A 23381-nucleotide genomic window follows, 5' to 3' on the forward strand; every position below is an offset into this window, starting at 1 on the left:
ATTGCAACTTATCACAGACTAAGTTAACTAATATTTATCGGAGTTAAAGATGTTAGTTTTTGCTCATCGCGGCGCAAGTGGCCACGAACCAGAAAATACCATTTTAGCAATACAACAAGCGCTAGCGATGAAAGTTGATGCCATCGAAATTGATGTGCATTTATGTGATGGTGAGTTAATTGTTATTCATGATCGCTGGTTGCATAAGTCAACCAATGGCACTGGTAAAGTATCAGATATTAGCTTTAGTGAATTGCGTAAGCTTGATGCTGGTAAGGGGCAGCCGGTTCCTACCCTTGAAGAAGTGTTAGTTGAGATCAGCGGTCAATGTTTGGTTAATATTGAATTAAAAGCAGATAGAACCGTCATTCCATTAATGAACCTTATCAATAAAGCCGTTAGCGAATACGGTTTTAGTTATAATCAATTCTTATTCTCATCTTTTAATCATCATTTACTATTTGAAATTAAAGCATTAAATAAAGATTTAAACATAGGTGCATTAACTGCAAGTAGCCCAATTGATTACGCTGCATTTGCCGAGCAACTTAATGCCTACAGTGTACATATTGATGTTGATTTTGTTAGTGCTAATTTTATTGCAGATGCGCACCAACGCGGTTTAAAGGTATATGTTTATACCGTAGATGATGAAGTAGATATTATTGAGATGCATCGCTTAGGTGTTGATGGAATATTTAGTAACTACCCTACACGTTCATTAGTAAAAATAGCGCATTTAAAAAATTTAGATTCAGTTGATAATATAAACCACTAAGTTCTATGCTAACTTGCAGTATCAAACTTAGTGGTTAATTAGCTTACAGCTTAAGTTTATAACGGCCTTGGAAATCCTTTTTACCAATAAAGCCTAGTAGTGGTCTTACATTAGCAGGAAAGTCATTTCCTGGAGTAATATAACCTTGACCACTAACTTTACCTCTTGCTGCTACAACCCCTTTAAATTGCAAACCAAGAACGTTTTCTGGATTAACTTCAAAAGTTAAAGCGCCTTTTTCACAACCTAATGTTGCTGCCAAAGTTCCTAAATCAACGTCTTCTTTCATCGCACTAACAAAAGCTCTTTGCCAAGTAACTGTGCCAGCCGATACAGTGCAGATAGGCTTACCTAACACAAACTCCGGAACATCTAAATTAATCTCTCCACCTGCACTTGCATCGATAGGAAGAGGTATATATGCCAATACATCATTTGCCGCAATCGCAACATTGGCGTTATTGACAGTGAGATCATTGGTTAAGTTTGAAAGTTCTAACGAGCCTCTAGGTCCAGGCTGTAATGAACCACCAAACGTTAAATCGACACTTGGGTTAAACAACAATAAAGACAATGGACTTAATGACCATTCAACGTCATTAATGCTCACCTGCTGATAAGATATTAACTTGGCTTCTCCACTCCAAATAGAGCCTGAGATATTTCTGATTTCGAGCCCTTTAGGTAAATCAAACTTGGCTAATATTTTATTTGCTGGCGCTATAGCTATAACAAAAATCAAATAGACTAAAACAAAAATCGATACGATTAATGAATATTTTTTTACGGCGTTCATGAATTTCCTAATTGTAATCGTCTTACTTTAACTGTGCCTTCGGCATCTGAAGGGGCAATATCTACGGCGATTATTCTCATGCCTTCTTGGGTGCTAATTTTTTCTAACCAAGTTAACAAGCTATTAAATGGCACTTCATCAATCCATACCAACAAGTCATCACCTTGTGGCTGCATTCTTGCCACGGTAATACCTAAGCCTCGAGCTGTTCGATTAACTTTACTAGTAAGGCTTCCTGTTGATTTCTTACTACCGCCACGCTTTTTAAGTTCAAGATACTGAGCGGTATTCTGCTTTACCCAAATAGCTAACTCTTGTTGTTTAGTTAGCTTACTTTGCGCTTTAACTAAGTTTTCATTAAGCGGTTGCCATATTAGTGTGTAAAACAAAAATATAGCAACAACAACTCCTAAGAAGATCATTAAGCGTTGATCTTTAGTGTTTTGCTCTAACCACCATTGCTTCATGATTTACTCCTAATATTAAATGAACCAACCACTTTATCGCCTTGATTATTTTGCGCCCCTACTTCAACAATTAAATTAGATTTTTCTAGCTCCAATTTAAATTTTTCAAAGCTTTGGTAATCATTGGCAGTAACGGCAAAGCGTAACTCATTGCGTTTACTATCAAATCTTATTGAATCAGGCTTTAAGTTAGGCACTGCCACAAAAGATGGTCTTACTTTATTAATTAAAGCAAGTAAGCCAACACTCTGATCTACACCGCCAAATTCAGATAACGCCGTATTTAATTGTCGTTTTACGGTATTAATTCTAAAGCGTTTAGTTTTTGGAAACGCTTGCTTATAGTCTCTTTCGATTTGTTCATTAATTGCTGCATATTGAGAATTTAAGTCGACTAACTCAAACACTTTACCCGATAAATTAAGAACAAAAGCAAACAAGGCTATACCGGCAACCCAAAGCCAGTTTTTTACCACCGGAGAGCGCTGCTCTTTAACTAGATACTCACCTTGTAATAAATTGAAGTCTTGTTTCTGATAGCCTTTTGCTAACAATAATAAAGGTAACTCTTCAGGTTGCGATTCAATCTCAACCTTGTCGCAATCTAATTCTACTGGCGAATAACAATTTAAGCTCACTTGCTCTTCATGATCAGCCAGCATTTGTTGCAATAAGAAGTCAGCTATCGATTTGTCACACACCAAACCATCCCAAGCAGACTTGCGTAATAAAAGTTGCTCTTCAATCATTAACGCCGACCAGCAATTATCTAATTGTGGCAGTGCAAGAACATCTGGAAGCATCTGCTTAACCATAATATTTGCTTGGGCAAACCAAGTCAGCCAAATATCCATTTGCTCTTGTAACACAATAGCCATGAAGCAATTTTCATCACCATCATAGCCTTTAGGTTGGCCATGAAAAGCAAAAAACAGTTGCTCAACATCGTGAGACAATTCGTCTTCAAGCATATAAGGCGCTGCACTCTTAATCGCACGCTCTGATTTACCAGGAACTTTTATCGCCTTTAATCGAATATCTGAACTGTCTAATAGCACCCTAACATCACGCCCCTGAGCTTTTTCAGTTAACTCAGGTAATGCATCTTTGTTAGCAAGTACACCACTAGCTATTTCATCGTTGAGCTGGTCGTTGGTTATTAACCACTGGATCGGACTAGTTTCCTGACTCCCTATACGTATAAATAAGGTTTCTTTCATTAATCAGCTCCGATGCTTCGTTCAACCACAGTTATGGTTTGATTTTTATTTACTTTCATAATTGAATTCATACTAAAGTAACTATCGTTAAACTCTGTCTTGGTTTTAAGTTTAAAATAATCACTATCTACAACAAATTGTTGCTTATAAAGATTGAAGTCCTGAATATCTTTTACCGCTTGCGTGGCTGTAAAGTCAGATATTTTTTCAAAGCCTTCTTCACCTCGTTCAGAAAAAATTTCCTCAACTTTACTTTTATCTAGACCGCCAAGCAGTGCTTGCAATAATTCAGGATTTTCTGAATCTAATGTGTTTATATTTACCGCATGTAAATTACTGTTTGGGATAACACAAACATGGTCTTTTAGAGCGTAAATCACCTGCGGGGTAAAATGTTCTATCAATCTTAATTCATTAACACTAGCCAATAAACTATTGGCGGCTAAATAAGGGTATTTTTTTGCCGCATAGTCATTATCTTCAGCCCCACCGGCACTTATAATCGCACTATCACTATCTAACCAATCATAAAGAGATTCAGCCATAGATTCAGCCTCAAAACTTGAAATCCCTTCAACATTGAGAGCAATGACTAACTCCTTAAAGCTGTCTTTTGCCAACTGACCTTTGGTTTTTGCCTTGCTACCATCACTATTTCTTGCTGGCGGTTTCGGTGTTTCAGAGCCAGGTGGATTTTCGCTTGGACCGCTTGGCGGTGCAGACTCATTTTCATCATTCTCTTTGTCAGTTGCCGAAATTTCGCTAGTATTCTTAAGAGAGTTAAGATTAAAACAAGATTGCATATCGCTGATCTCGCCACTAATACTGCCTAAATCAACTGGAAAACTTGTTTCACCACTGGCCCAAATTTGAGATAGGTTAGTAACATCTTGCTCATCTTTAAACGACAGGTTAAGTACGGTTTTAGCAAAAGCTTCAGCCCCCATAGCATACCAATAAGCCTGTTGGTTCGAATTGATATTAGCTGTTCTCTCAATTTGAAATATCAGTGCACTATTCATTTTAGTCGCTAACACCACAGCTATCGCCATAATTAGCATTACGGTAATTAAAGCAACCCCTGTTTGCTTTAACCTAATCATTTTGATTATCCTGTGCTTGATCGATTGCTGAGATGCCAGGCACTAAAAATTGACGACGTATTAAGCCAAACTCTTCTAAATCTAATTCAATTGCAATCGCTAAAGGTAAATCATCTTTAGGCAATTCAGAGCTCCACTTTAAACCATTGTGGAATTCAAAATCTACTTGCTTAACTCCTGTTAATAGCGGCCTAACTTTTGGCTCTTCACCAACAACAGCATCAACAAAAACATAATGTAAACGGTTTAAAGTGTCATCTTCTAACTGGTAAGTAACCGCTTGCACATCACTGCGAGGCAATAATAACCCTGGATTTTTCCATCCTTGGCGAACAAATGCTAAGCCTTGAGTATTTGATGAGTAAGTGGACTCGTTACTATAAATAAACTGCTTTAATGGTTCGTCACCTTCGAGCCGTACCGTACGTCGAGTCATTTGCGAGAAGTCTCTTTCCATCACTAAAAAAGCCATCTGCAATTCATTAAGTTTGTCGCTAGATATTTTGCCACGGTCATGGCTATCTATCATGGTTACCAGCATGCCAGAAGCAGCAAGTGAAATCATTGCAAATAAAGCAACGGCAATAAGCACTTCTAATAAAGTAAAACCTTGGTGCGAGCGAAGATTATTCATTACTTTTGTGCCCGAGGATTACTAACATAAGTAATTAAACTTACTAACGAGTTTTTATCTTTTTCATTTTCTCTAACTTCAACTTGCACCGCTCGCATGTTCTTATCTTCGGTAGCAATAACTGTTTGGCGCCAGTGCCACTCTCTGCCTGCCATTTCAGCCTTACCTGATGCTTTTTTAGGTGGCCAGCTTTTTTGATCCAAATTAGCTTCAACTAATTGATTAGCAGCAACCCACTGAGCAATTGAAGTCTTTTCTAAGTGGCCAACTCCCATTAAGGTTGAGCCAGCTACTTTGAGTAATGCAGTTCCGGCAAATGCGAATACTGCTAACGCAATCATAACCTCGAGTAGGGTAAAACCTTTATGAACTTTAACGTTCTTCATCAAAGAAAGGCCCCTCTACGGTTAAAGGCAAGGTATATTCTCCTGTAACAACGAACTCCATTGGCACATCAAAGTCGTCATCATAGGTAAATGTTAAGGTAAATGGCGTGATATCACCGCCAGATAAAATGAATACTTGTGGGTAAACTGGCTCGTCTTCTTCTTCAAAGGCTTGATCTTCATCTTGCTCTTCATACATTGAACGATCAATTGTCATTTGTTCGTCAATTTCGAGTTCATCTAAAGCAAGAGTAATGAGGAATGGTTCTTCAAATTGCACCACAGCAAAATGGTCGAGGCCTGGGATTGGTTGCCAACGGACACCATCAAAGCCTAAGAATTCATAGCCATTATCTTCAACGAGTAAGCCTAGCTCTACGTTATTTAACAAGGAGTATTCGCTCGCTAGAGTAAATAATGCCGCGAATTTATGGGCATCCTCTTCAAGCTTTGTTTCAACAGGAGAAGAAGTAAGATTAATCACCACAGTATTCAATAGAAAACCGACGACTAAGATCACTAACATTACTTCTATTAAGGTAAATCCCCTGTTGAGCTTTTTCATTAAGTTATCTTTCAACCACTAAGGTTATTAGCTATTACTGAAATTCTGATATGTTCCAGTTGCCAATATCATCTTCAGTACCTTCTTCGCCGTCAGGTCCAACACTAAATACATCGATTAAACCATTTTCACCTGGATTCAATAAAAGGTAATCATTGCCCCATGGGTCTTTTGGTAGGCGAGGTAAGTAACCACCTTCAGGAAAACGACGTGGTAATGGTTCGATATCAGTTTCTTCAATCAAAGCTTCGATACCTTGCTCTGTTGTAGGAAACTTATAATTGTCTAATTTATATAACTTTAATGATTGCTCTAATGCACCAATATCTGACACTGCTTTTTGTAACATAGCTTTGTCACGGTTACCCATAAGGTTTGGTACTACTAATGAGCCCAAAATACCTAAAATTACAATAACAACCATAACTTCAAGTAAGGTAAAACCTTTGGCTGATTTGTGTTTTCTAGTGTTCATATTTTCTACCTAAATTAATGTATTTAACTGCATAATTGGCTGAATTATCGCCATTACTATAAATAATACCACGCCAGCCATCGTAACCATAAGCGCTGGCTCAAATATCTTTAAAGAGATACTTACCGTGGCATCGAACTCTCTGTCTTGGTTATCCGCTGCTCGCGTTAGCATTTGCTCTAACTCACCACTTTTCTCACCACTTGCTATCATGTGTAGCATCATCGGAGGAAATAGCTGCGTTTGTTTTAAAGAGTTTTGTAAACTCGCGCCTTCACGAACTTTGTCTGCTGCTTCTTGAACTTTCAATTTAATGTGTTCATTGGTTAGTACCTCACCAGCAATTTTCATGCTATCAAGTAAAGGTACCGCACTGGCAGTACATATACTTAATGTGCGGGCAAAGCGTGCAGTATTCAAGCCTCGAGTTACCTTGCCCATAATAGGCAAGAATAAACTACGTCGATGCACCATCATCTCAAACTCTGACTTTTTCATCATTTGTTTAAAGACAATACCTGCAATCACCATTAAGCCAATAATCCACAAGATATAATCTTGCAAAAATTCACTTACAGCAATTAAGAAACGAGTAGTCCCAGGTAATTCTTGGCTCATATGCTCAAACTGGCCAACAATTTCAGGTACAACAGCAACAAGCAATATTGTAATAACGCCAACCGCAATGACAGTCATGATCACAGGATAAATTAGTGCTTGGACTAACTGTGATTTCATATATTGACGTTTTTCAGTGTAATCAGCTAAGCGATTGAGAACATTGTCTAAATGCCCTGACTTTTCACCTGCTGCCACCATAGCGCGAAACAATTTATCAAACACGCCAGGAAACTCTGCCATTGACTCTGCTAAGCCATAACCTTCTGTTACTTTCGAGCGAACAGACATAATCATACTTTTGAGGCTATTTTTTTCACACTGTTCGCCAACGGCAACTAAGGCTTCTTCTAGCGGTAAACCTGATTCAACCAGGGTCGCTAACTGACGAGTCATTAATGCTAGTTCTGCTGCAGATACTTTTTGCGAACCAAAGCGAGTACCTTTAGCTTGCTCTTTCGCTTTAGCTAAACTAGGCGTTACCTCAATAGGTATTAAGCCTTTTTCTCGCAATAAACCACGTACTTGTCTAGCATTATCCCCTTCGATAACGCCTTTAGTATTTTTACCTTTGGCATTTACTGCTTGATAATCAAATGCTGGCATAGTTAACCTTCTCTGGTCACTCGCATGACTTCTTCTAAAGTAGTGAAGCCTGCTAAAACTTTACCAAAGCCATCTTGACGAATACTAGGCGTGTGATCACGGACAAATTTTTCAATTGCTTGCTCGCCTTCACCGTTGTGAATTTTTTCACGAACAGCGTCATCAACGACTAATAGCTCATGAATACCTGTACGGCCACGATAGCCAAGGTAATTACAACTAACACAGCCTTTCGCTCTGTAGATATGCTGCGTGTTGCCATCACTGATACCTAATAACTTAGCTTCTTCTTCCGTTGGAATATGTACTTCTTTACACTCATTACAAAGCGTTCTTACTAAGCGCTGAGCAAGTACACCAAGCAAACTTGATGATAATAAGAATGGTTCAACACCCATATCTTCTAGACGCGTAATCGCACCTGCGGCGGTATTGGTATGTAATGTAGATAATACCAAGTGACCAGTTAAACTTGCCTGTACAGCAATTTGTGCCGTTTCTAAATCACGGATCTCACCAACCATTACAACATCAGGATCTTGTCGTAAGATTGCTCGTAAGCCGCGAGCAAAAGTCATATCAACTTTACTATTAACCTGTGTTTGGCCTATACCTTCAATAGCAAATTCAATCGGATCTTCAACCGTTAAAATGTTACGTTCGTTGGCATCAATTTGAGTTAGACCGGCATAAAGGGTTGTACTTTTACCTGAACCGGTTGGTCCGGTAACAAGAATAATACCATGCGGCTTACTGATAACTTCGGTGAAAGTTTTACGACCGGCTTCGGTCATGCCTAGATCTTTTAAATTTAAACGGGCGGCATTTTTATCAAGTAAACGTAGTACGACACGTTCACCATGACTCGAAGGCATAGTTGATACACGGACATCTACCGCGCGACCTGCGATTCTTAATGAGATACGACCATCTTGAGGAACTCGCTTTTCAGCAATATCAAGCTTTGCCATTACCTTAATACGCGAGACTAACATTGAAGCAAGTTTGCGGTTTGGTTTTAAGATTTCACGCAATACACCATCAACTCGGAAACGGATCTTTAAGACTTTTTCAAACGTTTCAATATGAATATCTGAAGCACCTTCTTTGATCGCTTCACTTAACATTGCATTAATCATCTTAATGATCGGTGCATCGTCTTCGTTTTCAAGTAAGTCTTCTGATTCTTGAAATTCGTCCGCTAAAGAATAGAGATTAGCTTCGTTGCCAATATCTTCCATCATTTGCTTAGCTTCAGATGAACCTCGTTGGTATGCTTGCGTTAATAGTTGTTCAAAGTCTTCAGCTGAGTGTTTAGTAATGCTATAACTAGCACCTAAAAAGCGTCTTACTTCCAATAAAATATCTGCAGAAACTAACTCTGTACAATGTAATATAAAGCCATCATCTAAATCTTCAATTAATACACTGTGACGTTTAGCAAAACCAAACGGTAAGCGAAATTTATATTCAGATGATTCTTCTTCCTCAAGTAACTCTTCTTCATTATCAAGAGTTTCTAGGGCTTGCGTTTCTAAGCTGTCAACACTAAGAGTTTCGGAATTATTGCTCATTACCATCTTGCTCTAATGTATTATTTTCAGGATCTTTACCTAACTCTTCAATCGCCCTTTCTTCCATGTACTCATCAAATGTAGGAGGTAATTCCAAATCATCTTTCCACTCAGGTAGTAATGGAAGTACTGCGTCATCCATTAGCGCTAAGCCCTCTTCCTGCTTACGCAACTCATCAGCTCGCATAAAATTGTATTTCTCTTTTGAAATACTATTTAAGATATCGCCTTCACGAATAATGGTTGGCTTGATAAATACCATTAAGTTACGTTTACGAGTTGTGTTACCGGTTGAACGGAATAGCGCACCAATGAATGGTATATCACCTAAAATTGGCACCTTTTGCTGACTTTCTTGTACATCTTCGTCGATTAAACCACCAAGGATAATGGTATCACCATGATCGGCCATTACCGTAGTTTTGATCTCACGTTTGTTGATAGCAATATCAACACCTGTAGTACCACTTACACTAGATACTTCTTGCTCAATGGTTAATTGCACACCTGAGCCTTCATTTACTTGTGGGGTAACTTTCAGTTTAATACCAACTTCTTTACGTTCAACAGTTTGGAACGGGTTAGCATTATTACTACCTGTTGCAGAGCCAGTTATAATTGGTACTTCTTGACCAACAATAAAGTATGCTTCTTCATTATCTAGTGTAGTAATACTTGGCGTTGCAAGAATATTAGAATTAGTATCAGTACTAACTGCTTGTACTATAGCACCCCAACCATCTTCAACTACACCAAACATCATGCCGTTTACGTTACCAAGCAATTGCGCAAGAATACTGTAATCGCCATCAACATCTGGGTTGGTAGTTGTCACAGGATTACCATTGCCATCAATAGTAGTAACTGTATTACCTTCTTCACCCTCAGCAGCTATAGCGCCAGCTGCAACGCCACTAATTGGCACTATGCCATTATTAAATTGCGTAAAGCCACCTTCTTCATGGAACCATTGCACACCAAGCTGTGCACCTTCGCTTTCAAACACTTCAACAATAATAGCTTCAACAAGTACTTGTGCACGGCGAACATCTAATTGACGAATCACTGACTCAAGTGAGCGAAGCATGTCAGGTTCTGCGGTAATAACTATGGTATTTGTATCAGCATGAGAGTCGATACTAACATTACGGTTAGAACCTCTTCGAGATGCAGTAGTAGTTTTGCTTGAACTAGTTTTAGAAGTGGTCGCACTGGCCTGCATGCTATCACTTACACTTTGTAAAACTGAGACTAAGTCTTCCGCTTTAGAGTATTTTAAATAATAAACGCGAGTATTACCTACCGACTCTAGCTCGCTGTCTAAACGGTTAATTAGTTTGGTAATTCTTTCTCTGGCTTGCGCTTCACCACTAATAATTACTGAGTTAGTGCGATCATCGGCAACAATTTTAGGAATTAAAAAAGCAGGGGTATCTGATTTACCCGATTTTGGCTTATTAATATTTTCAATAATACGAACAATTTCGCTTGCTGAAGCATATTTTAAATTAACGATTTGTACATCTTGGTCACCGGCTTTATCAACACGTTGAATGATATTAACCAAGCGATTAACAACCGCTGCCGTACCTGTAAGCATAATTACATTCGATGGTTCGTAATGCACAACATTACCACCACCAGCTTGGTCGCTTAACTGTCTTAGTAATGGTGAAAGTTCACGTACTGAAACATTTTTAACTTCCAACACTCGAGTAACCATCTCATCGCCAACACCAGGGTTTTCATCACCAACTACTGGAATTGCTGAGGTTTTAGCGTTTTTGTTAGGTACAACTTTAAAAACATTGTTGTCCATCTCAACAACAGAGAAACCGTATACTTCTAATACGTTTAAAAAGAATTGGTAGTACTGCTCTTCAGTTAATAAATCGTAACTACGAACATTAATTTTACCCCTAACTTTTGGGTCAATAATAATTGTTTTCTTAAGACTCTTACCAACAATATTAATAAATTCGGTGATTTCAGTGCCCTTGAAATTTGGCGAATATTGAGCCGCAGATACTGAAGCTATAGCTAAAGTGCAGCCAATAGAAATGGTTGCAACAAGGTTAATTGCAACGCGTTTAATGTGCTTTGCGCTAAGAAGCAGGCGCATGTACTTTCTCCAAAATTTAATTATTTAATGCCATTGATATGCTGTGCAATTCACCAGCACGCTCTACCAACAGGTCAACATGTTCGGCTTTTCTTAACTCGATAAGTGCTTTTTGTGCTTGGCGCATATCGGTTAAATCTTTACCATTAATTTGTACGGCTATATCGCCTGGTTTTAAGCCGACCCCTGCGAAAAACTCAGGGTCTTTATTCGGCATTAAACGATAGCCTTTTACTACGCCATCCTTACGATAAGGAGACACTTTAATATAATCAGTTAACTTAGCAGGATTTGCTAAAATATCTGAACGAGCTTTCGCAACTCTCTCTTTAATCCTTGCTTGCTTTTCGGGATCAATTTTTGTTTCTGATTTACTGGTTACTTTAGTTGCAGTTCTTTTTTGCTCCGTAATCGCGCCAGCGCTTCCCGGTACAGTTTTAGTATAGTCAAAGCCATCAAGCATTAGCGTTTCATTACGTCCCGATGTCTCGATAATTACACGGTCAGTATAAACTTGTTTTAATATAGTGCGCGTGCCTTCAATTTTTTCATCAATACCATAGGTTTCTTGCTTGCCTTTGGATTCTATAATTGCAGCAGCTATAGTCGGGTCACTCGAAGCTACAAGACCTGTTAGCGTTAATTGCAACTTAGTTTCTGGAGCAGCTTCGATTTTTTCAACTTCTTTTTTAACTACTGGTTTTTTGTTATATTCACCAAATAAATTTAGCTGTTGAATTTCTCTAATATTAATTTGTTCACTACTACTAACATTAGCTACACTATTAGTGTTATTAACGACGTAGTTTTCTGTTTTTGCAGGGACTAATTTCCAAGTAAAATCGGCAAACCAGAAAGCGATATAAGTTAATAATAAAACTATGATCGTCTGTGTTAAACGCTCTTGTGGCACTTTTGCCCACAAGGCCTTAATTTTATTGATGATTAACACTAGATCCATGATGAGTATATTGACTTTTATAATGACGAAAAATTATTCTGCTCCTGATAATACTTGACCGGGCGCTGAGCAACAAGTCAATAAGCCCATTTATTGGTATTTAATTTACTTTCTGTAACATATTTGTAAGCATTCCACTTTAAATTGTTCATTAGTACAATATTATTAACAAAAGCAGGTTATTTTTTGACAAAAAACTCACAAAAAAATTCAAAACAAGCTAATCAAGACAGCGTAAGATTAGATAAATGGCTTTGGGCTGCTAGATTTTATAAAACTCGTGCTATTGCTAAAAATATGATTGATGGCGGCAAAGTGTTTTATAATGGTCAACGCAGTAAATCGAGCAAAGCGGTATCGATAGGTGATAAAATTCGCATTCGTCAGGGCTTTGATGAGCGCGAAGTGATTGTCGACATACTTGCTGACACACGAAGAGATGCAACCTTTGCACAAACTTTGTATACAGAAACTCAAGACAGTATTAACACCCGCGAGAAAACAGCGGAAGCAAGGCGACAAGGTATTCTATTGAGCCCGGCAAGCGATACTAAACCAGATAAAAAACAACGTCGTCAAATACGACAATTTAAAGAAAGGAACTAAAGTGGCTAATAATTTCGATGTACTAAATCGCTATTTATTTGAAGATTTGCATGCCCGTGGTGAGCTTGTGCAATTAGATCAAAGCTTTAAGCAAATCATCCAAAATCATCAATATCCAGATGCAGTAACCTCTTTGTTAGGAGAGTTGTTAGCTGCAACTTGCTTATTAACAGCTACTTTAAAATTTGAAGGTGAAATATCTGTTCAGTTACAAGGTGACGGTCCGGTACAGTATATGGTGATTAATGGTAATCACTTACAGCAAATGCGCGGTATTGCTAATGTAACAGGCAATGTGAGCGGAAATAGCTTAACCGAGCTTTTAGGAAAAGCGAATATGGTAATAACCATTAGTCCTAAAAATGGTGAACGCTATCAAGGCGTTGTTGCTCTTGAAGGTGAAACATTAGCTCAATGTTTAGAACATTACTTTATGAGTTCTGAACAGTTAGACACTAAAATTTGGTTATTCTCTGACACAAAAAAAATGCAGTCAGGAGGCAGTTTATTGCAAGTTGTTCCTGATTCAGATGATAAAGAACAACAACTCGCCGATTTCGATCATATTGCGCAATTAACCAATACCATTAAAGCCGATGAAGTTTTTGAACTTGCAGCAAATGAACTATTGTATCGTTTATATCACGAACAAAGAGTAATGATGTTTGATCCACAACCAGTATCATTTGTGTGTGGTTGTTCAGAAGATAAATGTTTAACGGCAATCGCTAACATTGGTAGAGAAGGTATTGAACAACATTTAGCTGAGCAAGGTGAGATTGCAATTACCTGTGACTTTTGTAAAACACAGTACATTTTTGACAACAATAAATTGCAACCTTTACTAAATCCAAACTAGCCAAAATCAATTCAGAAAATGTATGTAATTTTATTACATACATTTTCTGTTAAAAATCACTAAAAGCCTCTGATTTTTAGTAAAAAAACTCCACTTTGATCCCCCTATAAAAAAACTTTCATTCATTGCAACATTTCCCTTTTATTAACGTTACATTTTGGTTAATATCGCATCAATCGAACTGAATTTTAGAATTTTTACTCTAACCTGCTTTGGGAGCTTAGCCAGCATGACTAACGCGAAAACAATTGATTTATCACAATATGGCATTAACGATACAGCAGAAGTTGTATATAACCCTTCTTATGAGTTGCTATTTGCCGAAGAAACAAAGCCTGGATTAGAAGGTTATGAAAAAGGCACAGTGACTAAATCAGGTGCGGTTGCTGTAGATACCGGGATCTTTACTGGTCGCTCACCAAAAGATAAATACATAGTTAGAGACGATACAACGCGTGATACTGTGTGGTGGTCTGATCAAGGTAAAAATGACAATAAGCCAATGACTCCTGAAACTTGGTCAAAGTTAAAAGGCTTAGTTACCGCACAACTTTCTAATAAGCGCTTATTCGTGGTTGATACTTTTTGTGGTGCCAATGCTGATACTCGTTTAAAAGTACGTTTTATTACTGAAGTAGCATGGCAAGCTCATTTCGTAAAGAATATGTTCATTCGTCCAACAGATGCAGAATTAGCTAACTACGAACCTGACTTCGTAGTGATGAATGGTGCAAAAACTAATAATACCGATTGGCAAGCTCAAGGCTTGAACTCTGAAAACTTTGTTGCGTTTAACTTAACTGAAAAAATGCAGTTAATTGGCGGTACATGGTATGGCGGTGAAATGAAGAAAGGTATGTTCTCGATGATGAACTACTTATTACCTCTTAAAGGTATCGCTTCAATGCACTGTAGTGCTAACGTTTGTAAAGATGGTAAAACGGCTATCTTCTTTGGTTTATCTGGAACAGGTAAAACAACCTTATCTACCGATCCAAAGCGTGAGTTGATCGGTGACGATGAGCATGGCTGGGATGATAACGGTATTTTCAACTTTGAAGGTGGTTGTTACGCTAAAACCATTAACCTATCAAAAGAAAACGAACCTGATATCTATAATGCAATCCGTCGTGATGCACTATTAGAGAATGTTGTTGTGAAGGATGATGGTGAAGTTGATTACGACGATGGTTCAAAAACTGAAAATACTCGTGTTTCATACCCTATTCACCATATAGAGAATATTGTTAAGCCTGTTTCAAAAGCGGGTCATGCTACTAAAGTTATTTTCTTAACGGCTGATGCATTCGGTGTATTACCACCAGTTGCCAAGCTTACTCCAGAGCAAACAGAATATTACTTCTTATCTGGCTTTACAGCTAAATTAGCTGGTACTGAGCGTGGCATTACCGAACCAACACCAACATTCTCAAGTTGTTTTGGTGCTGCTTTCCTAAGCTTACACCCAACTAAATATGCAGATGTGCTAGTTAAGCGCATGCAAGCATCAGGTGCAGAAGCTTACTTAGTAAATACCGGTTGGAATGGCTCTGGCAAACGTATATCAATAAAAGATACACGTGCGATTATTGATGCCATATTAGATGGCAGCATTGAAAAAGCAGAAATGCATAACCTACCTTTATTCAACTTAAGTGTGCCAGCAGCACTGCATGATGTTGAAAGTGGAATTTTAGATCCTCGTGACACATACGCAAATAGCGAAGATTGGGATACTAAAGCTGATGACTTAGCCAAACGCTTTGTTGCTAACTTTGAGAAGTTTACCGATACAGAGCATGGTGCTAACTTAGTTGCAGCTGGTCCTCAATTATAAGAACATCAGCATTAAATCTAAAGAAGCCGCTCGTTGAGCGGCTTTTTTGTCTAAATATAGCAATAAAAATATTATTTGCGGTTTGAAATTTTAGTAGCTAAGGCAACAAACTCGCTGCAATTGGTATGTAATTGTTTAAGCAATTTCCACTTTTTGCCATTAGCTAAATAAATTGTATATTGAATATTATTTGCCTGATGCCCGACATTCTTTTCGGTGATGTTGACAATGTCCTGCCATTTATATAGGTCTAGTTTAGTAGTATAAAATGGCGAAGTGATAAACTCCTCTTCATTAAAATAACTTCGATATCTAAATGTATGAGCAATAAAGGTTAAATAGGCTAAAGCAAAAAAAACAGTAAATACAAATGCACCTTGCTGCTCTGGCGGATCAACCACAAACATATAACCTAAAACCGTGGCAATAAATGTAGAAAAATAAGCGATTATTTGCGCTAATAAGGTAAATTTTATTACTTTATATTGGTTAAATTTCTGCTGTTGTCTTTGCTCAAATTGATGATTTAAATAACCGACAATAGCGACAACTATTATCGCTAACATAACCGCGTTGCTGCCGTTACTCGTTGAATCCATAAGACCTACTACTTTAAATGAGTGATACAAGTTAAGTTTTGCTTTATCAAAACTTTCGACTAATATTTTTAAATACAAAACCTATTGCTAACCAATAGGCCAACTCATAGACATTCCAATCATATAATAACAAAGCGAATAAATTGAGATATTTTAATTTAATTGCCGCTGTTCATGGATGAAACCCGACAATTTTTCAGGGTATCGATATGACCATATTAGATCAACAAGTGCCATTATCTAGCAATATATACTTTGCCTTACAAAGATACCGCACCTTTTGGCTATTACTTTGTTTAACTGCTGTAATTGACTATGTAACAACATTAAATTTTATGATTAATGGCAGTATTGCGCTAGAAGCTAATGTAGTTATTCGTCATTTAGCTTATGAGCTTGGTATTTTTCCAGGTGTTTTTATAGGAAAGTTATTACAGTTATTTTCTGGTGTGGCATTTTGCGCTTTATCAAGAGAGCTATCTCGAGCAATTTTATTATTACTGATTTTATTGAATCTACTCGCTATTTTTATCAACACCGTTTATTAAAGCACGAAGTTTAAGCTCCGTTTTAACTAAGAGGCAACTCAACTACGGCAACTAAACCGCCAGACTTACGGTTGTGTAATGATACACAGCCACCATGCCCGTCAACTATGCGTTTTATAATTGCTAAACCTAAGCCACTACCTTGCGTACCTCGAGCTGTATCGCCTTGCGTAAACGGTTGGAATAGGCGCTGCATTTCACTTTCCGAAATGCCAGGGCCATGATCCGAAATTTTCACATAAGCAATGTTCTTACTTTGCTCTACACCACAATCAATCTCGACATCACCATCACTGTATTTAAACGCGTTTTGAATTAGGTTGGCTAATACTCGCTTCATTGCTACGTATACCATAGGCAACTCAACGTCTTCACCATAGCTTACCGTTAAGTTTCTGCCGTCAACTTGCTCAAGAGAGATCACATCTTCAATAAGGGTGTTTAACTTTGCCGGTTCCGATTTTTCCATCATGTCATGGCGAATATAGTCAATAAACTGGTCAATGATATTATTCATATCTTCGATATCTTTTTCGATACCTTCTTTTAAATAGTCTTCGTTATCAGACATCATTTCACTGGCTAGTCGAATACGAGTTAAGGGTGTGCGCAAGTCATGAGAGATACCGGCCATTAATAAGCTTCTATCGGCCTCAAGTTGCTTAATACCACCTGACATGTGATTAAAAGCGCGAGTCACAGCAACAACCTCTGTTGAACCTTGTTCCGTCAGAGGTTCAGGGAACTTGCCTTTACCGACATCTTCAGCAGCTTTTTCTAAAGCTTTAAGGGGCCTATTTAACTGCCTAACGAACAACCAACCGCCAGCAACACTTAACACACCAATCAACACCAGATAAAAAATAAGAGGGGAAAAGTTAGACTCTTCAAAACCGGTCAGTGGAATTTTGATCCATAAATTAGGAGCTTGTGGCGGGCGTATCCAAAATAGATACTCTTCTCCTTGGAAAATTCGAACTTCAGCATCACCTTCTAGAAGTTCACTCATTTGTTTGGATAAAAAAGGATAATACTCGGCTTCAGCAAGACCTATGGATAAAGCGTCACGCTCACGATAAACACCAATGCCGGTTTCTTTATGAAATGACTCAGCAAGCCTAGGGCTAAACTGCGCATCCCCCGCATCCATAAAAACCACTTTAACTTGTTTAGCTAAAAGTTGGTTTATTTGCTGCAAGCTGGGTTGAATCACATAAATAGCGACAGATAAATAGGATACAACTTGGTTTATTAACAGTAGAAAACCAATTAATAAAACAGTTTGCCCAAAAGCGCTACGTGGTAATACCTTCATTTATTAAAAATTATACCGATGTGCCGTCTGGTACAAAGACATAGCCTAAGCCCCATACGGTTTGAATATAACGCGGGTTTGCAGGATCTTGCTCCAACATACGGCGCAACCTTGAAACTTGTACATCGATGCTACGCTCTAATGCTGAGTAATCGCGACCACGTGCTAGGTTCATTAATTTATCGCGAGATAGTGGCTCTCTTGGGTGGGTTATTAAAGACTTTAATACTGCAAATTCCCCACTCGTTAGTGGCATAGAAACATCACCTTTGCGCATTTCACGGGTGGCTAAATTCAAACAAAAATCGCCAAACTCATACACCTCTTCTTCTTGAGATGGTGCTCCTGGAGCCTCTTGAGTTTTACGTCGTAGCACAGCCTTAACCCTCGCCAGTAACTCTCGTGGATTAAATGGCTTAGGCATATAATCATCGGCGCCAAGCTCTAAGCCAATAATTCTATCGACTTCATCGCCTTTAGCGGTAAGCATAATAATTGGAATTTCATTTTCATTTTGGCGAAGGCGACGACAAATAGACAAGCCATCTTCACCAGGTAACATAAGATCTAAGACTAATAAATGAAAGTTTTCGCGTTCCAGCAACCTATCCATTTGCTCTGAATTTGCAGCACTACGCACTACAAAGCCTTGCTCAACAAGGTAACGTTCAAGTAATGAACGCAAGCGCATGTCGTCATCGACCACTAAAATTTTTGGAGTTTCCTGTCCCATAGCAACCTTCATTAATAATTATTTTACTTAGCTGAACTATAAGCTAATTATGTTATTTTTCAAAAGCTAAAGAGAGTTTTTTGACGCTTAGTTTGTTACAAGTTATTACTAATTGATTAATCAGCAGCAAAAAACAAAAACTAGAGCTGGCCAGGATTCTTATAATCTATGGCTACAACATCATAAACCCGTTCACCTTCAGGGGTTTTAACAACGACTTCATCATCGACTTGTTTACCAATTAAAGCCCTAGCCATTGGCGAGTCGATGCTAATATCACCAATTTTCACATTCCACTCATCAGGACCGACAATTCTATATCTGACGGTTTCATCATCCTCATTTATTAAAGTAACCCAAGCGCCGAAGAAAACTTTACCTTCTTGTTGTTTCTCTGGATAAACTATTTGCAAATCTTCTAAACGTTTCATTAAAAATCGAACTCGCCTGTCTATCTCACGCAAGCGTTTTTTACCATAGATGTATTCTGCATTTTCACTGCGATCGCCTTGCGCTGCAGCTTCAGATACAGAGCGTGTGATCTTAGGTCGCTCGTCTTTCCATAAGAACTTAAGCTCGTCGTCAAGAACTTGCCAGCCTTCACGAGTAATGTAGTTAGATTTTGCCATAGTTGGATCTTATTAGTTTGTATTATGTTTTATAACATAGCTCTGGGTTGTGAATAAATTTAGTTTAAATGCTATTATGTTGGCAATTATATACCAAGCTCAAGATTATTAATTACATGTTAAATATTTCCCAACAAATTGCACAAGAATTAAGTGTTAACGTTAGCCAAATTGATTCAGCAATTGCCTTACTTGATGATGGCGCAACCGTTCCCTTTATAGCCCGCTACCGAAAAGAAGCCACTCAAGGTCTTGATGATAATCACCTGCGTCACTTAGAACAACGCTTAGGCTATTTACGAGAATTAGGCGATAGAAAAAAACTGGTGTTAAAAAACATTAAAGCACAAGACAAACTTACTCCGCAATTAGAACAACTTATCGCTAATATTGATAATAAAACAGAACTTGAAGATGTTTATTTACCGTTTAGGCCAAAGCGTCGCACCAAAGGACAAATTGCCATTGAAGCAGGCTTAATGCCTTTAACTGATACCCTGTTTAATGATTGGAATTTAGATCCCGAGCAACAGGCTACTAAGTACATTGACGCAAGTAAAGGCGTTGATACTATCGAAGCGGCTCTTGATGGTGCCGGCTTTATTTTAATGGAACGTTTTGCAGAAAATGCGGCTTTAATTAAAAAGTTACGTACGCACATACTTAAGCAAGCACATTTAGAAAGTAAGTTAGTAAAAGGCAAAGACAGCCAAGCAGTGAAATATAAAGATTACTTTGAGCATTCAGAATTACTTGCAAAGGTGCCTTCTCATCGTGCACTAGCCATGCTTAGAGGCCGTAATGAAAGCTTATTACAACTTAAATTAAACGTAGACCCTAGCTTCGATAAAGGCAGTGAATCAAGTTGTGAACAAATAATTCGCGATCATTTTAACCTACGCCTGCACAACCAAAAGGCTGCTTCTTGGTTAAATAAGGTGGTGCGTTTAACTTGGCGCACTAAGTTATCTACATCGTTAGAAACAGAATTGCTTACGGCTTTAAAAGAGCGTAGCGAAACACAAGCTATTAAAGTATTTGCTGATAATTTAAAAGATTTGCTTATGGCAGCACCTGGTGGTGCAAAAGTTACTATGGGTATTGACCCTGGTATTCGTACAGGTTGTAAAATAGCTATCATCGACAACACTGGCAAACTGATTTACACCACAACTATTTTCCCACATGAGCCACAAAAGCATTGGGATAAATCTATCCGCACAATAGTCACCCTTTGCAATCAACATAAAGTTGAATTGATTGCCATTGGCAATGGTACAGGCTCAAGAGAAACAGATAAATTAGTCGCAGAAGCGATAACTAAAATTGAAAAGCAAAAGCCACAAAAGTTAATTGTTTCAGAAGCAGGCGCAAGTATTTACTCTGCTTCAGAATTTGCGGCGAAAGAATTTCCTGAATTAGATGTATCACTGCGAGGCGCTGTATCTATTGCCCGTCGTTTGCAAGATCCATTAGCTGAACTGGTTAAAATTGAAGCCAAAGCAATTGGTGTAGGTCAATACCAGCATGATGTTAACCAAAGTCAGCTAAGCAGATCATTAGATGCTGTTGTAGAAGATTGTGTAAACGCCGTAGGTGTTGATTTAAACATGGCATCAACAGCCTTATTAACCAGAGTTTCGGGTTTAACCAAAACTATGGCGCAAAACATTGTTGATTATCGCGAACAAAATGGTCGTTTCGAGCAGCGTAATGAATTAAAAAAGGTTGCTCGTCTTGGCCCTAAGGCATTTGAGCAAGCAGCAGGTTTCTTACGTATTAATGATGGCAAAAACCCACTAGATGCAAGTGCAGTCCACCCGGAAAGCTACGGTTTAGTTGAGCAAATATTACAACAAACGAATAATGATTTAACTAGTGTTTTAGGTAAGACTGAAGTCATATCCAAGCTTGAAGCCAGTAATTTTGCTAATGACCAGTTTGGTGTGATTACTGTTAGTGACGTTTTATCTGAGTTAGAAAAACCAGGACGCGATCCACGCCCAGAGTTTAAAACCGCCACTTTTAAAGATGGGGTCAACACCATAAATGATCTTGAGTTGAATATGATCCTTGAAGGCGTAGTATCTAATGTAGCCAACTTTGGTGCATTTATTGATATCGGCGTACACCAAGATGGGTTAGTACATATTTCATCTATCACCGATAAATTTATCAGTGATCCACGTGAAATAATAAAAGCCGGCGATATTGTCAAAGTTAAGGTGATGGAAGTGGATAGTGCACGCAAGCGCATCAGCTTAAGCATGCGTTTAGATGAAACAGCATCAGCTAAAACAAATCACTCCAATTCGAAGCCTCAGAGTAAATCAAGCCATAGCCCTAAGCACAATAAACAGCATACTAAGGCAAAGCCGAAACAGCCGGCGAATAGCATGATGGGTAATGCCTTTGCCGATGCATTTGCTAAAGCTAAAAAATAACATTCAGCGCAATATTAATACGGCTCAAGATACAGAGCCGTATTTGTTCTAATACATGGAAAAATCTGTTTTTTAAGTCTATCTTTTATAGAAATTTAGTTAAATTTCTATAAAAGAGAAAGACTTATGTCCCTAGTATTAATTTTAATTGCGATCATAATTTTTATTGTTATTGCCACATCAAAATTTAAATTACATCCTTTTTTAACACTATTAATTGCGGCTTTCCTTACCGCATTTGCATATCAACTGCCAATAAATAGCATTACAGCCACAATCACTGGTGGCGTTGGTGGTTTATTAGGGCAAATAGGTTTAGTCATTGTTATTGGTACCATCATAGGCACAGTACTTGAGAAAAGTGGTGCTGCCATAACTATGGCCGAATTCATTATTAAGCTTCTTGGCGATCGCTTCCCTACCTTAACCATGTCGCTTATAGGTTACATTGTCTCAGTGCCGGTATTTTGTGATTCAGGTTTCGTAATTTTAAATTCATTAAAAGAATCAATGGCGCAGAAAATGAAAACCTCACCGGTTGCAATGAGTGTTGCTCTTGCCACAGGTCTTTATGCTACCCACACCTTTGTACCACCAACACCTGGGCCGATAGCCGCGGCAGGTAATTTAGGCTTACAGGACAATTTAGGCTTGGTTATTATTATTGGTGTTTTTGTTGCTGCAACGGCTGCAATATCAGGTATGTTATGGGCAAATCGATTTAGTAAGGTAGAGCCAGATCTTGAAGAAACTGCAGAGCACCATATACCTGACAGCGATGAAGTTAGAGCCAGCTATGGTGAATTACCTTCAACATTTATGGCTTTTGCGCCAATTATGATACCTATTTTATTAATCTGTTTGGGCTCTATTGCAAATTTACCTAGTCGCCCTTTTGCCGAAGGCTCTCTTTACTCATTATTTGTTTTTCTAGGCAACCCTCTAAATGCTTTGTTAGTTGGTTTATTAATCTCATTTGGATTATTAAAAGGTGAAAACAAAATAATACTTTTTAGCGAACGCATTGCGCAAGGCTTAACTGCCGCCGCACCTATATTACTAATTACCGGTGCTGGTGGCGCTTTTGGCGCAGTTTTAAAGGCTGCGCCAATTGGCAGCTACCTAGGCGAAACTCTTTCTGCTTTAGGTATAGGTGTATTTATGCCGTTTATCGTTGCTGCAGCATTAAAATCTGCTCAAGGGTCTTCAACAGTTGCTTTAGTGACAACCTCTGCATTAGTAGCACCATTACTACCAGAGTTAGGATTAGCTACTCAAATGGGTCGAGTGCTTACTGTAATGGCAATTGGCGCTGGTGCGATGACAGTTTCACATGCCAATGATAGTTTCTTCTGGGTAGTTTCACAGTTCAGCCGAATGAGTGTCTCGCTAGCCTATCGAGCTCATACAATGGCAACTTTAATTCAAGGTGTGGTTGCTATGTTGCTTACTTATGTATTAAGTTTAATACTACTGTAATTTAGAGTTGTCTTATAGGGAAGTTAA

Annotated in this window: 23 protein-coding genes; 7 read left to right on the top strand and 16 right to left on the bottom strand. The window is 38.3% G+C overall.

Features of this window, described 5'->3' with window-relative positions:
• The first annotated feature begins 49 nt into the window (after window positions 1-49).
• Window positions 50-778 carry a glycerophosphodiester phosphodiesterase gene (locus tag FNN08_RS00445; RefSeq protein WP_143582673.1) on the top strand — a complete coding sequence of 243 codons (729 nt, stop codon included), beginning with the start codon at window positions 50-52 and terminating at the stop codon, window positions 776-778.
• Between the two features lie 43 nt (window positions 779-821).
• On the opposite strand, the gene FNN08_RS00450 is transcribed toward FNN08_RS00445, so the two are convergent.
• The 12 genes from FNN08_RS00450 to gspC are packed head-to-tail and all read right to left on the bottom strand — an operon-like array spanning window position 822 to window position 12305.
• Window positions 822-1574 carry a type II secretion system protein N gene (locus tag FNN08_RS00450; protein WP_143582674.1) on the bottom strand — a complete coding sequence of 251 codons (753 nt, stop codon included), beginning with the start codon at window positions 1572-1574 and terminating at the stop codon, window positions 822-824.
• Window positions 1571-2041: a type II secretion system protein GspM gene (gene gspM, locus FNN08_RS00455; RefSeq protein WP_143582675.1), complete on the bottom strand. Its 471-nt coding sequence runs from the start codon at window positions 2039-2041 to the stop codon at window positions 1571-1573. The genes FNN08_RS00450 and gspM overlap by 4 nt, the downstream gene beginning before the upstream one ends.
• Window positions 2038-3261: a type II secretion system protein GspL gene (gene gspL, locus FNN08_RS00460; protein WP_143582676.1), complete on the bottom strand. Its 1224-nt coding sequence runs from the start codon at window positions 3259-3261 to the stop codon at window positions 2038-2040. The genes gspM and gspL overlap by 4 nt, the downstream gene beginning before the upstream one ends.
• Window positions 3261-4364 carry a type II secretion system minor pseudopilin GspK gene (gene gspK, locus FNN08_RS00465; RefSeq protein ID WP_143582677.1) on the bottom strand — a complete coding sequence of 368 codons (1104 nt, stop codon included), beginning with the start codon at window positions 4362-4364 and terminating at the stop codon, window positions 3261-3263. The genes gspL and gspK overlap by 1 nt, the downstream gene beginning before the upstream one ends.
• Entirely contained in the window at window positions 4357-4998 is a 642-nt protein-coding gene (gene gspJ / locus FNN08_RS00470) for a type II secretion system minor pseudopilin GspJ (RefSeq protein ID WP_143582678.1), read from the bottom strand. The genes gspK and gspJ overlap by 8 nt, the downstream gene beginning before the upstream one ends.
• Window positions 4998-5384: a type II secretion system minor pseudopilin GspI gene (gspI, locus tag FNN08_RS00475; protein WP_143582679.1), complete on the bottom strand. Its 387-nt coding sequence runs from the start codon at window positions 5382-5384 to the stop codon at window positions 4998-5000. Before gspI ends, gspJ begins: the two co-directional genes overlap by 1 nt.
• Window positions 5371-5949, bottom strand: a complete 579-nt coding sequence (gene gspH, locus FNN08_RS00480) for a type II secretion system minor pseudopilin GspH (RefSeq protein WP_143582680.1) — start codon at window positions 5947-5949, stop codon at window positions 5371-5373. Before gspH ends, gspI begins: the two co-directional genes overlap by 14 nt.
• A 34-nt stretch (window positions 5950-5983) precedes the next feature.
• On the bottom strand, window positions 5984-6424 hold the full coding sequence (gene gspG, locus FNN08_RS00485; RefSeq protein ID WP_143582681.1) for a type II secretion system major pseudopilin GspG: 441 nt from the start codon (window positions 6422-6424) through the stop codon (window positions 5984-5986).
• A gap of 9 nt (window positions 6425-6433) precedes the next feature.
• Window positions 6434-7648, bottom strand: coding sequence for a type II secretion system inner membrane protein GspF (gene gspF, locus FNN08_RS00490; RefSeq protein WP_143582682.1), 1215 nt, complete (start codon window positions 7646-7648; stop codon window positions 6434-6436).
• Between the two features lie 2 nt (window positions 7649-7650).
• Window positions 7651-9222: a type II secretion system ATPase GspE gene (gene gspE / locus FNN08_RS00495; protein WP_143582683.1), complete on the bottom strand. Its 1572-nt coding sequence runs from the start codon at window positions 9220-9222 to the stop codon at window positions 7651-7653.
• Window positions 9212-11344, bottom strand: coding sequence for a type II secretion system secretin GspD (gspD, locus tag FNN08_RS00500; protein WP_143582684.1), 2133 nt, complete (start codon window positions 11342-11344; stop codon window positions 9212-9214). The genes gspE and gspD overlap by 11 nt, the downstream gene beginning before the upstream one ends.
• Before the next feature lie 16 nt (window positions 11345-11360).
• Window positions 11361-12305 (bottom strand): type II secretion system protein GspC, encoded by a 945-nt coding sequence (gene gspC / locus FNN08_RS00505; RefSeq protein WP_143582685.1) that lies wholly within the window; start codon window positions 12303-12305, stop codon window positions 11361-11363.
• 186 nt (window positions 12306-12491) lie between these two features.
• On the opposite strand from gspC, the gene hslR reads away from it, so the two are divergent.
• The 3 genes from hslR to pckA all read left to right on the top strand — a co-directional run bounded on the left by hslR (window position 12492) and on the right by pckA (window position 15607).
• Entirely contained in the window at window positions 12492-12911 is a 420-nt protein-coding gene (hslR, locus tag FNN08_RS00510; protein ID WP_143582686.1) for a ribosome-associated heat shock protein Hsp15, read from the top strand.
• 1 nt (window position 12912) lies between these two features.
• On the top strand, window positions 12913-13770 hold the full coding sequence (hslO, locus tag FNN08_RS00515) for an Hsp33 family molecular chaperone HslO (RefSeq protein WP_143582687.1): 858 nt from the start codon (window positions 12913-12915) through the stop codon (window positions 13768-13770).
• Window positions 13771-13999: 229 nt separating this feature from the next.
• Window positions 14000-15607, top strand: a complete 1608-nt coding sequence (gene pckA / locus FNN08_RS00520) for a phosphoenolpyruvate carboxykinase (ATP) (RefSeq protein ID WP_143582688.1) — start codon at window positions 14000-14002, stop codon at window positions 15605-15607.
• Between the two features lie 71 nt (window positions 15608-15678).
• On the opposite strand, the gene FNN08_RS00525 is transcribed toward pckA, so the two are convergent.
• The gene (locus FNN08_RS00525) at window positions 15679-16284 is read right to left on the bottom strand and encodes a hypothetical protein (RefSeq protein WP_143582689.1); all 606 of its coding nucleotides are present in this window, start codon (window positions 16282-16284) and stop codon (window positions 15679-15681) included.
• 131 nt (window positions 16285-16415) lie between these two features.
• Between FNN08_RS00525 and FNN08_RS00530 the strand changes: the two genes are divergently transcribed.
• Entirely contained in the window at window positions 16416-16754 is a 339-nt protein-coding gene (locus tag FNN08_RS00530; RefSeq protein ID WP_143582690.1) for a hypothetical protein, read from the top strand.
• 22 nt (window positions 16755-16776) lie between these two features.
• Here the strand turns inward: FNN08_RS00530 and envZ are convergent, their stop codons facing one another.
• The 3 genes from envZ to greB form a co-directional block, all read right to left on the bottom strand.
• On the bottom strand, window positions 16777-18069 hold the full coding sequence (envZ, locus tag FNN08_RS00535; protein ID WP_143582691.1) for a two-component system sensor histidine kinase EnvZ: 1293 nt from the start codon (window positions 18067-18069) through the stop codon (window positions 16777-16779).
• 10 nt (window positions 18070-18079) lie between these two features.
• Window positions 18080-18802: a two-component system response regulator OmpR gene (gene ompR, locus FNN08_RS00540; RefSeq protein WP_143582692.1), complete on the bottom strand. Its 723-nt coding sequence runs from the start codon at window positions 18800-18802 to the stop codon at window positions 18080-18082.
• 140 nt (window positions 18803-18942) lie between these two features.
• Window positions 18943-19431 carry a transcription elongation factor GreB gene (gene greB, locus FNN08_RS00545; RefSeq protein ID WP_143582693.1) on the bottom strand — a complete coding sequence of 163 codons (489 nt, stop codon included), beginning with the start codon at window positions 19429-19431 and terminating at the stop codon, window positions 18943-18945.
• Window positions 19432-19547: 116 nt separating this feature from the next.
• On the opposite strand from greB, the gene FNN08_RS00550 reads away from it, so the two are divergent.
• Both FNN08_RS00550 and FNN08_RS00555 read left to right on the top strand, forming a co-directional pair.
• On the top strand, window positions 19548-21875 hold the full coding sequence (locus FNN08_RS00550; protein ID WP_143582694.1) for a Tex family protein: 2328 nt from the start codon (window positions 19548-19550) through the stop codon (window positions 21873-21875).
• A gap of 126 nt (window positions 21876-22001) precedes the next feature.
• Window positions 22002-23354, top strand: coding sequence for a GntP family permease (locus FNN08_RS00555; protein ID WP_143582695.1), 1353 nt, complete (start codon window positions 22002-22004; stop codon window positions 23352-23354).
• Window positions 23355-23381 lie beyond the last annotated feature (27 nt).

It is taken from the genome of Thalassomonas sp. M1454 (genome assembly GCF_007097525.1).
In the GTDB taxonomy this organism is placed as follows: Bacteria; Pseudomonadota; Gammaproteobacteria; order Enterobacterales; family Alteromonadaceae; genus Thalassotalea_A.

What these genes read in the sequence shown, in the direction of transcription:
- gspE (WP_143582683.1), bottom strand. Translation starts at nt 9,222, where the DNA reads ATGAGCAATAATTCCGAAACTCTTAGTGTTGACAGCTTAGAAACGCAA.
- FNN08_RS00530 (WP_143582690.1), top strand. Translation starts at nt 16,416, where the DNA reads ATGACCATATTAGATCAACAAGTGCCATTATCTAGCAATATATACTTT.
- envZ (WP_143582691.1), bottom strand. Translation starts at nt 18,069, where the DNA reads ATGAAGGTATTACCACGTAGCGCTTTTGGGCAAACTGTTTTATTAATT.
- pckA (WP_143582688.1), top strand. Translation starts at nt 14,000, where the DNA reads ATGACTAACGCGAAAACAATTGATTTATCACAATATGGCATTAACGAT.
- greB (WP_143582693.1), bottom strand. Translation starts at nt 19,431, where the DNA reads ATGGCAAAATCTAACTACATTACTCGTGAAGGCTGGCAAGTTCTTGAC.
- gspH (WP_143582680.1), bottom strand. Translation starts at nt 5,949, where the DNA reads ATGAAAAAGCTCAACAGGGGATTTACCTTAATAGAAGTAATGTTAGTG.
- gspL (WP_143582676.1), bottom strand. Translation starts at nt 3,261, where the DNA reads ATGAAAGAAACCTTATTTATACGTATAGGGAGTCAGGAAACTAGTCCG.
- gspI (WP_143582679.1), bottom strand. Translation starts at nt 5,384, where the DNA reads ATGAAGAACGTTAAAGTTCATAAAGGTTTTACCCTACTCGAGGTTATG.
- gspD (WP_143582684.1), bottom strand. Translation starts at nt 11,344, where the DNA reads ATGCGCCTGCTTCTTAGCGCAAAGCACATTAAACGCGTTGCAATTAAC.
- gspJ (WP_143582678.1), bottom strand. Translation starts at nt 4,998, where the DNA reads ATGAATAATCTTCGCTCGCACCAAGGTTTTACTTTATTAGAAGTGCTT.
- FNN08_RS00550 (WP_143582694.1), top strand. Translation starts at nt 19,548, where the DNA reads ATGTTAAATATTTCCCAACAAATTGCACAAGAATTAAGTGTTAACGTT.
- gspK (WP_143582677.1), bottom strand. Translation starts at nt 4,364, where the DNA reads ATGATTAGGTTAAAGCAAACAGGGGTTGCTTTAATTACCGTAATGCTA.
- FNN08_RS00445 (WP_143582673.1), top strand. Translation starts at nt 50, where the DNA reads ATGTTAGTTTTTGCTCATCGCGGCGCAAGTGGCCACGAACCAGAAAAT.
- gspF (WP_143582682.1), bottom strand. Translation starts at nt 7,648, where the DNA reads ATGCCAGCATTTGATTATCAAGCAGTAAATGCCAAAGGTAAAAATACT.
- gspM (WP_143582675.1), bottom strand. Translation starts at nt 2,041, where the DNA reads ATGAAGCAATGGTGGTTAGAGCAAAACACTAAAGATCAACGCTTAATG.
- FNN08_RS00555 (WP_143582695.1), top strand. Translation starts at nt 22,002, where the DNA reads ATGTCCCTAGTATTAATTTTAATTGCGATCATAATTTTTATTGTTATT.
- gspG (WP_143582681.1), bottom strand. Translation starts at nt 6,424, where the DNA reads ATGAACACTAGAAAACACAAATCAGCCAAAGGTTTTACCTTACTTGAA.
- ompR (WP_143582692.1), bottom strand. Translation starts at nt 18,802, where the DNA reads ATGGGACAGGAAACTCCAAAAATTTTAGTGGTCGATGACGACATGCGC.
- FNN08_RS00450 (WP_143582674.1), bottom strand. Translation starts at nt 1,574, where the DNA reads ATGAACGCCGTAAAAAAATATTCATTAATCGTATCGATTTTTGTTTTA.
- gspC (WP_143582685.1), bottom strand. Translation starts at nt 12,305, where the DNA reads ATGGATCTAGTGTTAATCATCAATAAAATTAAGGCCTTGTGGGCAAAA.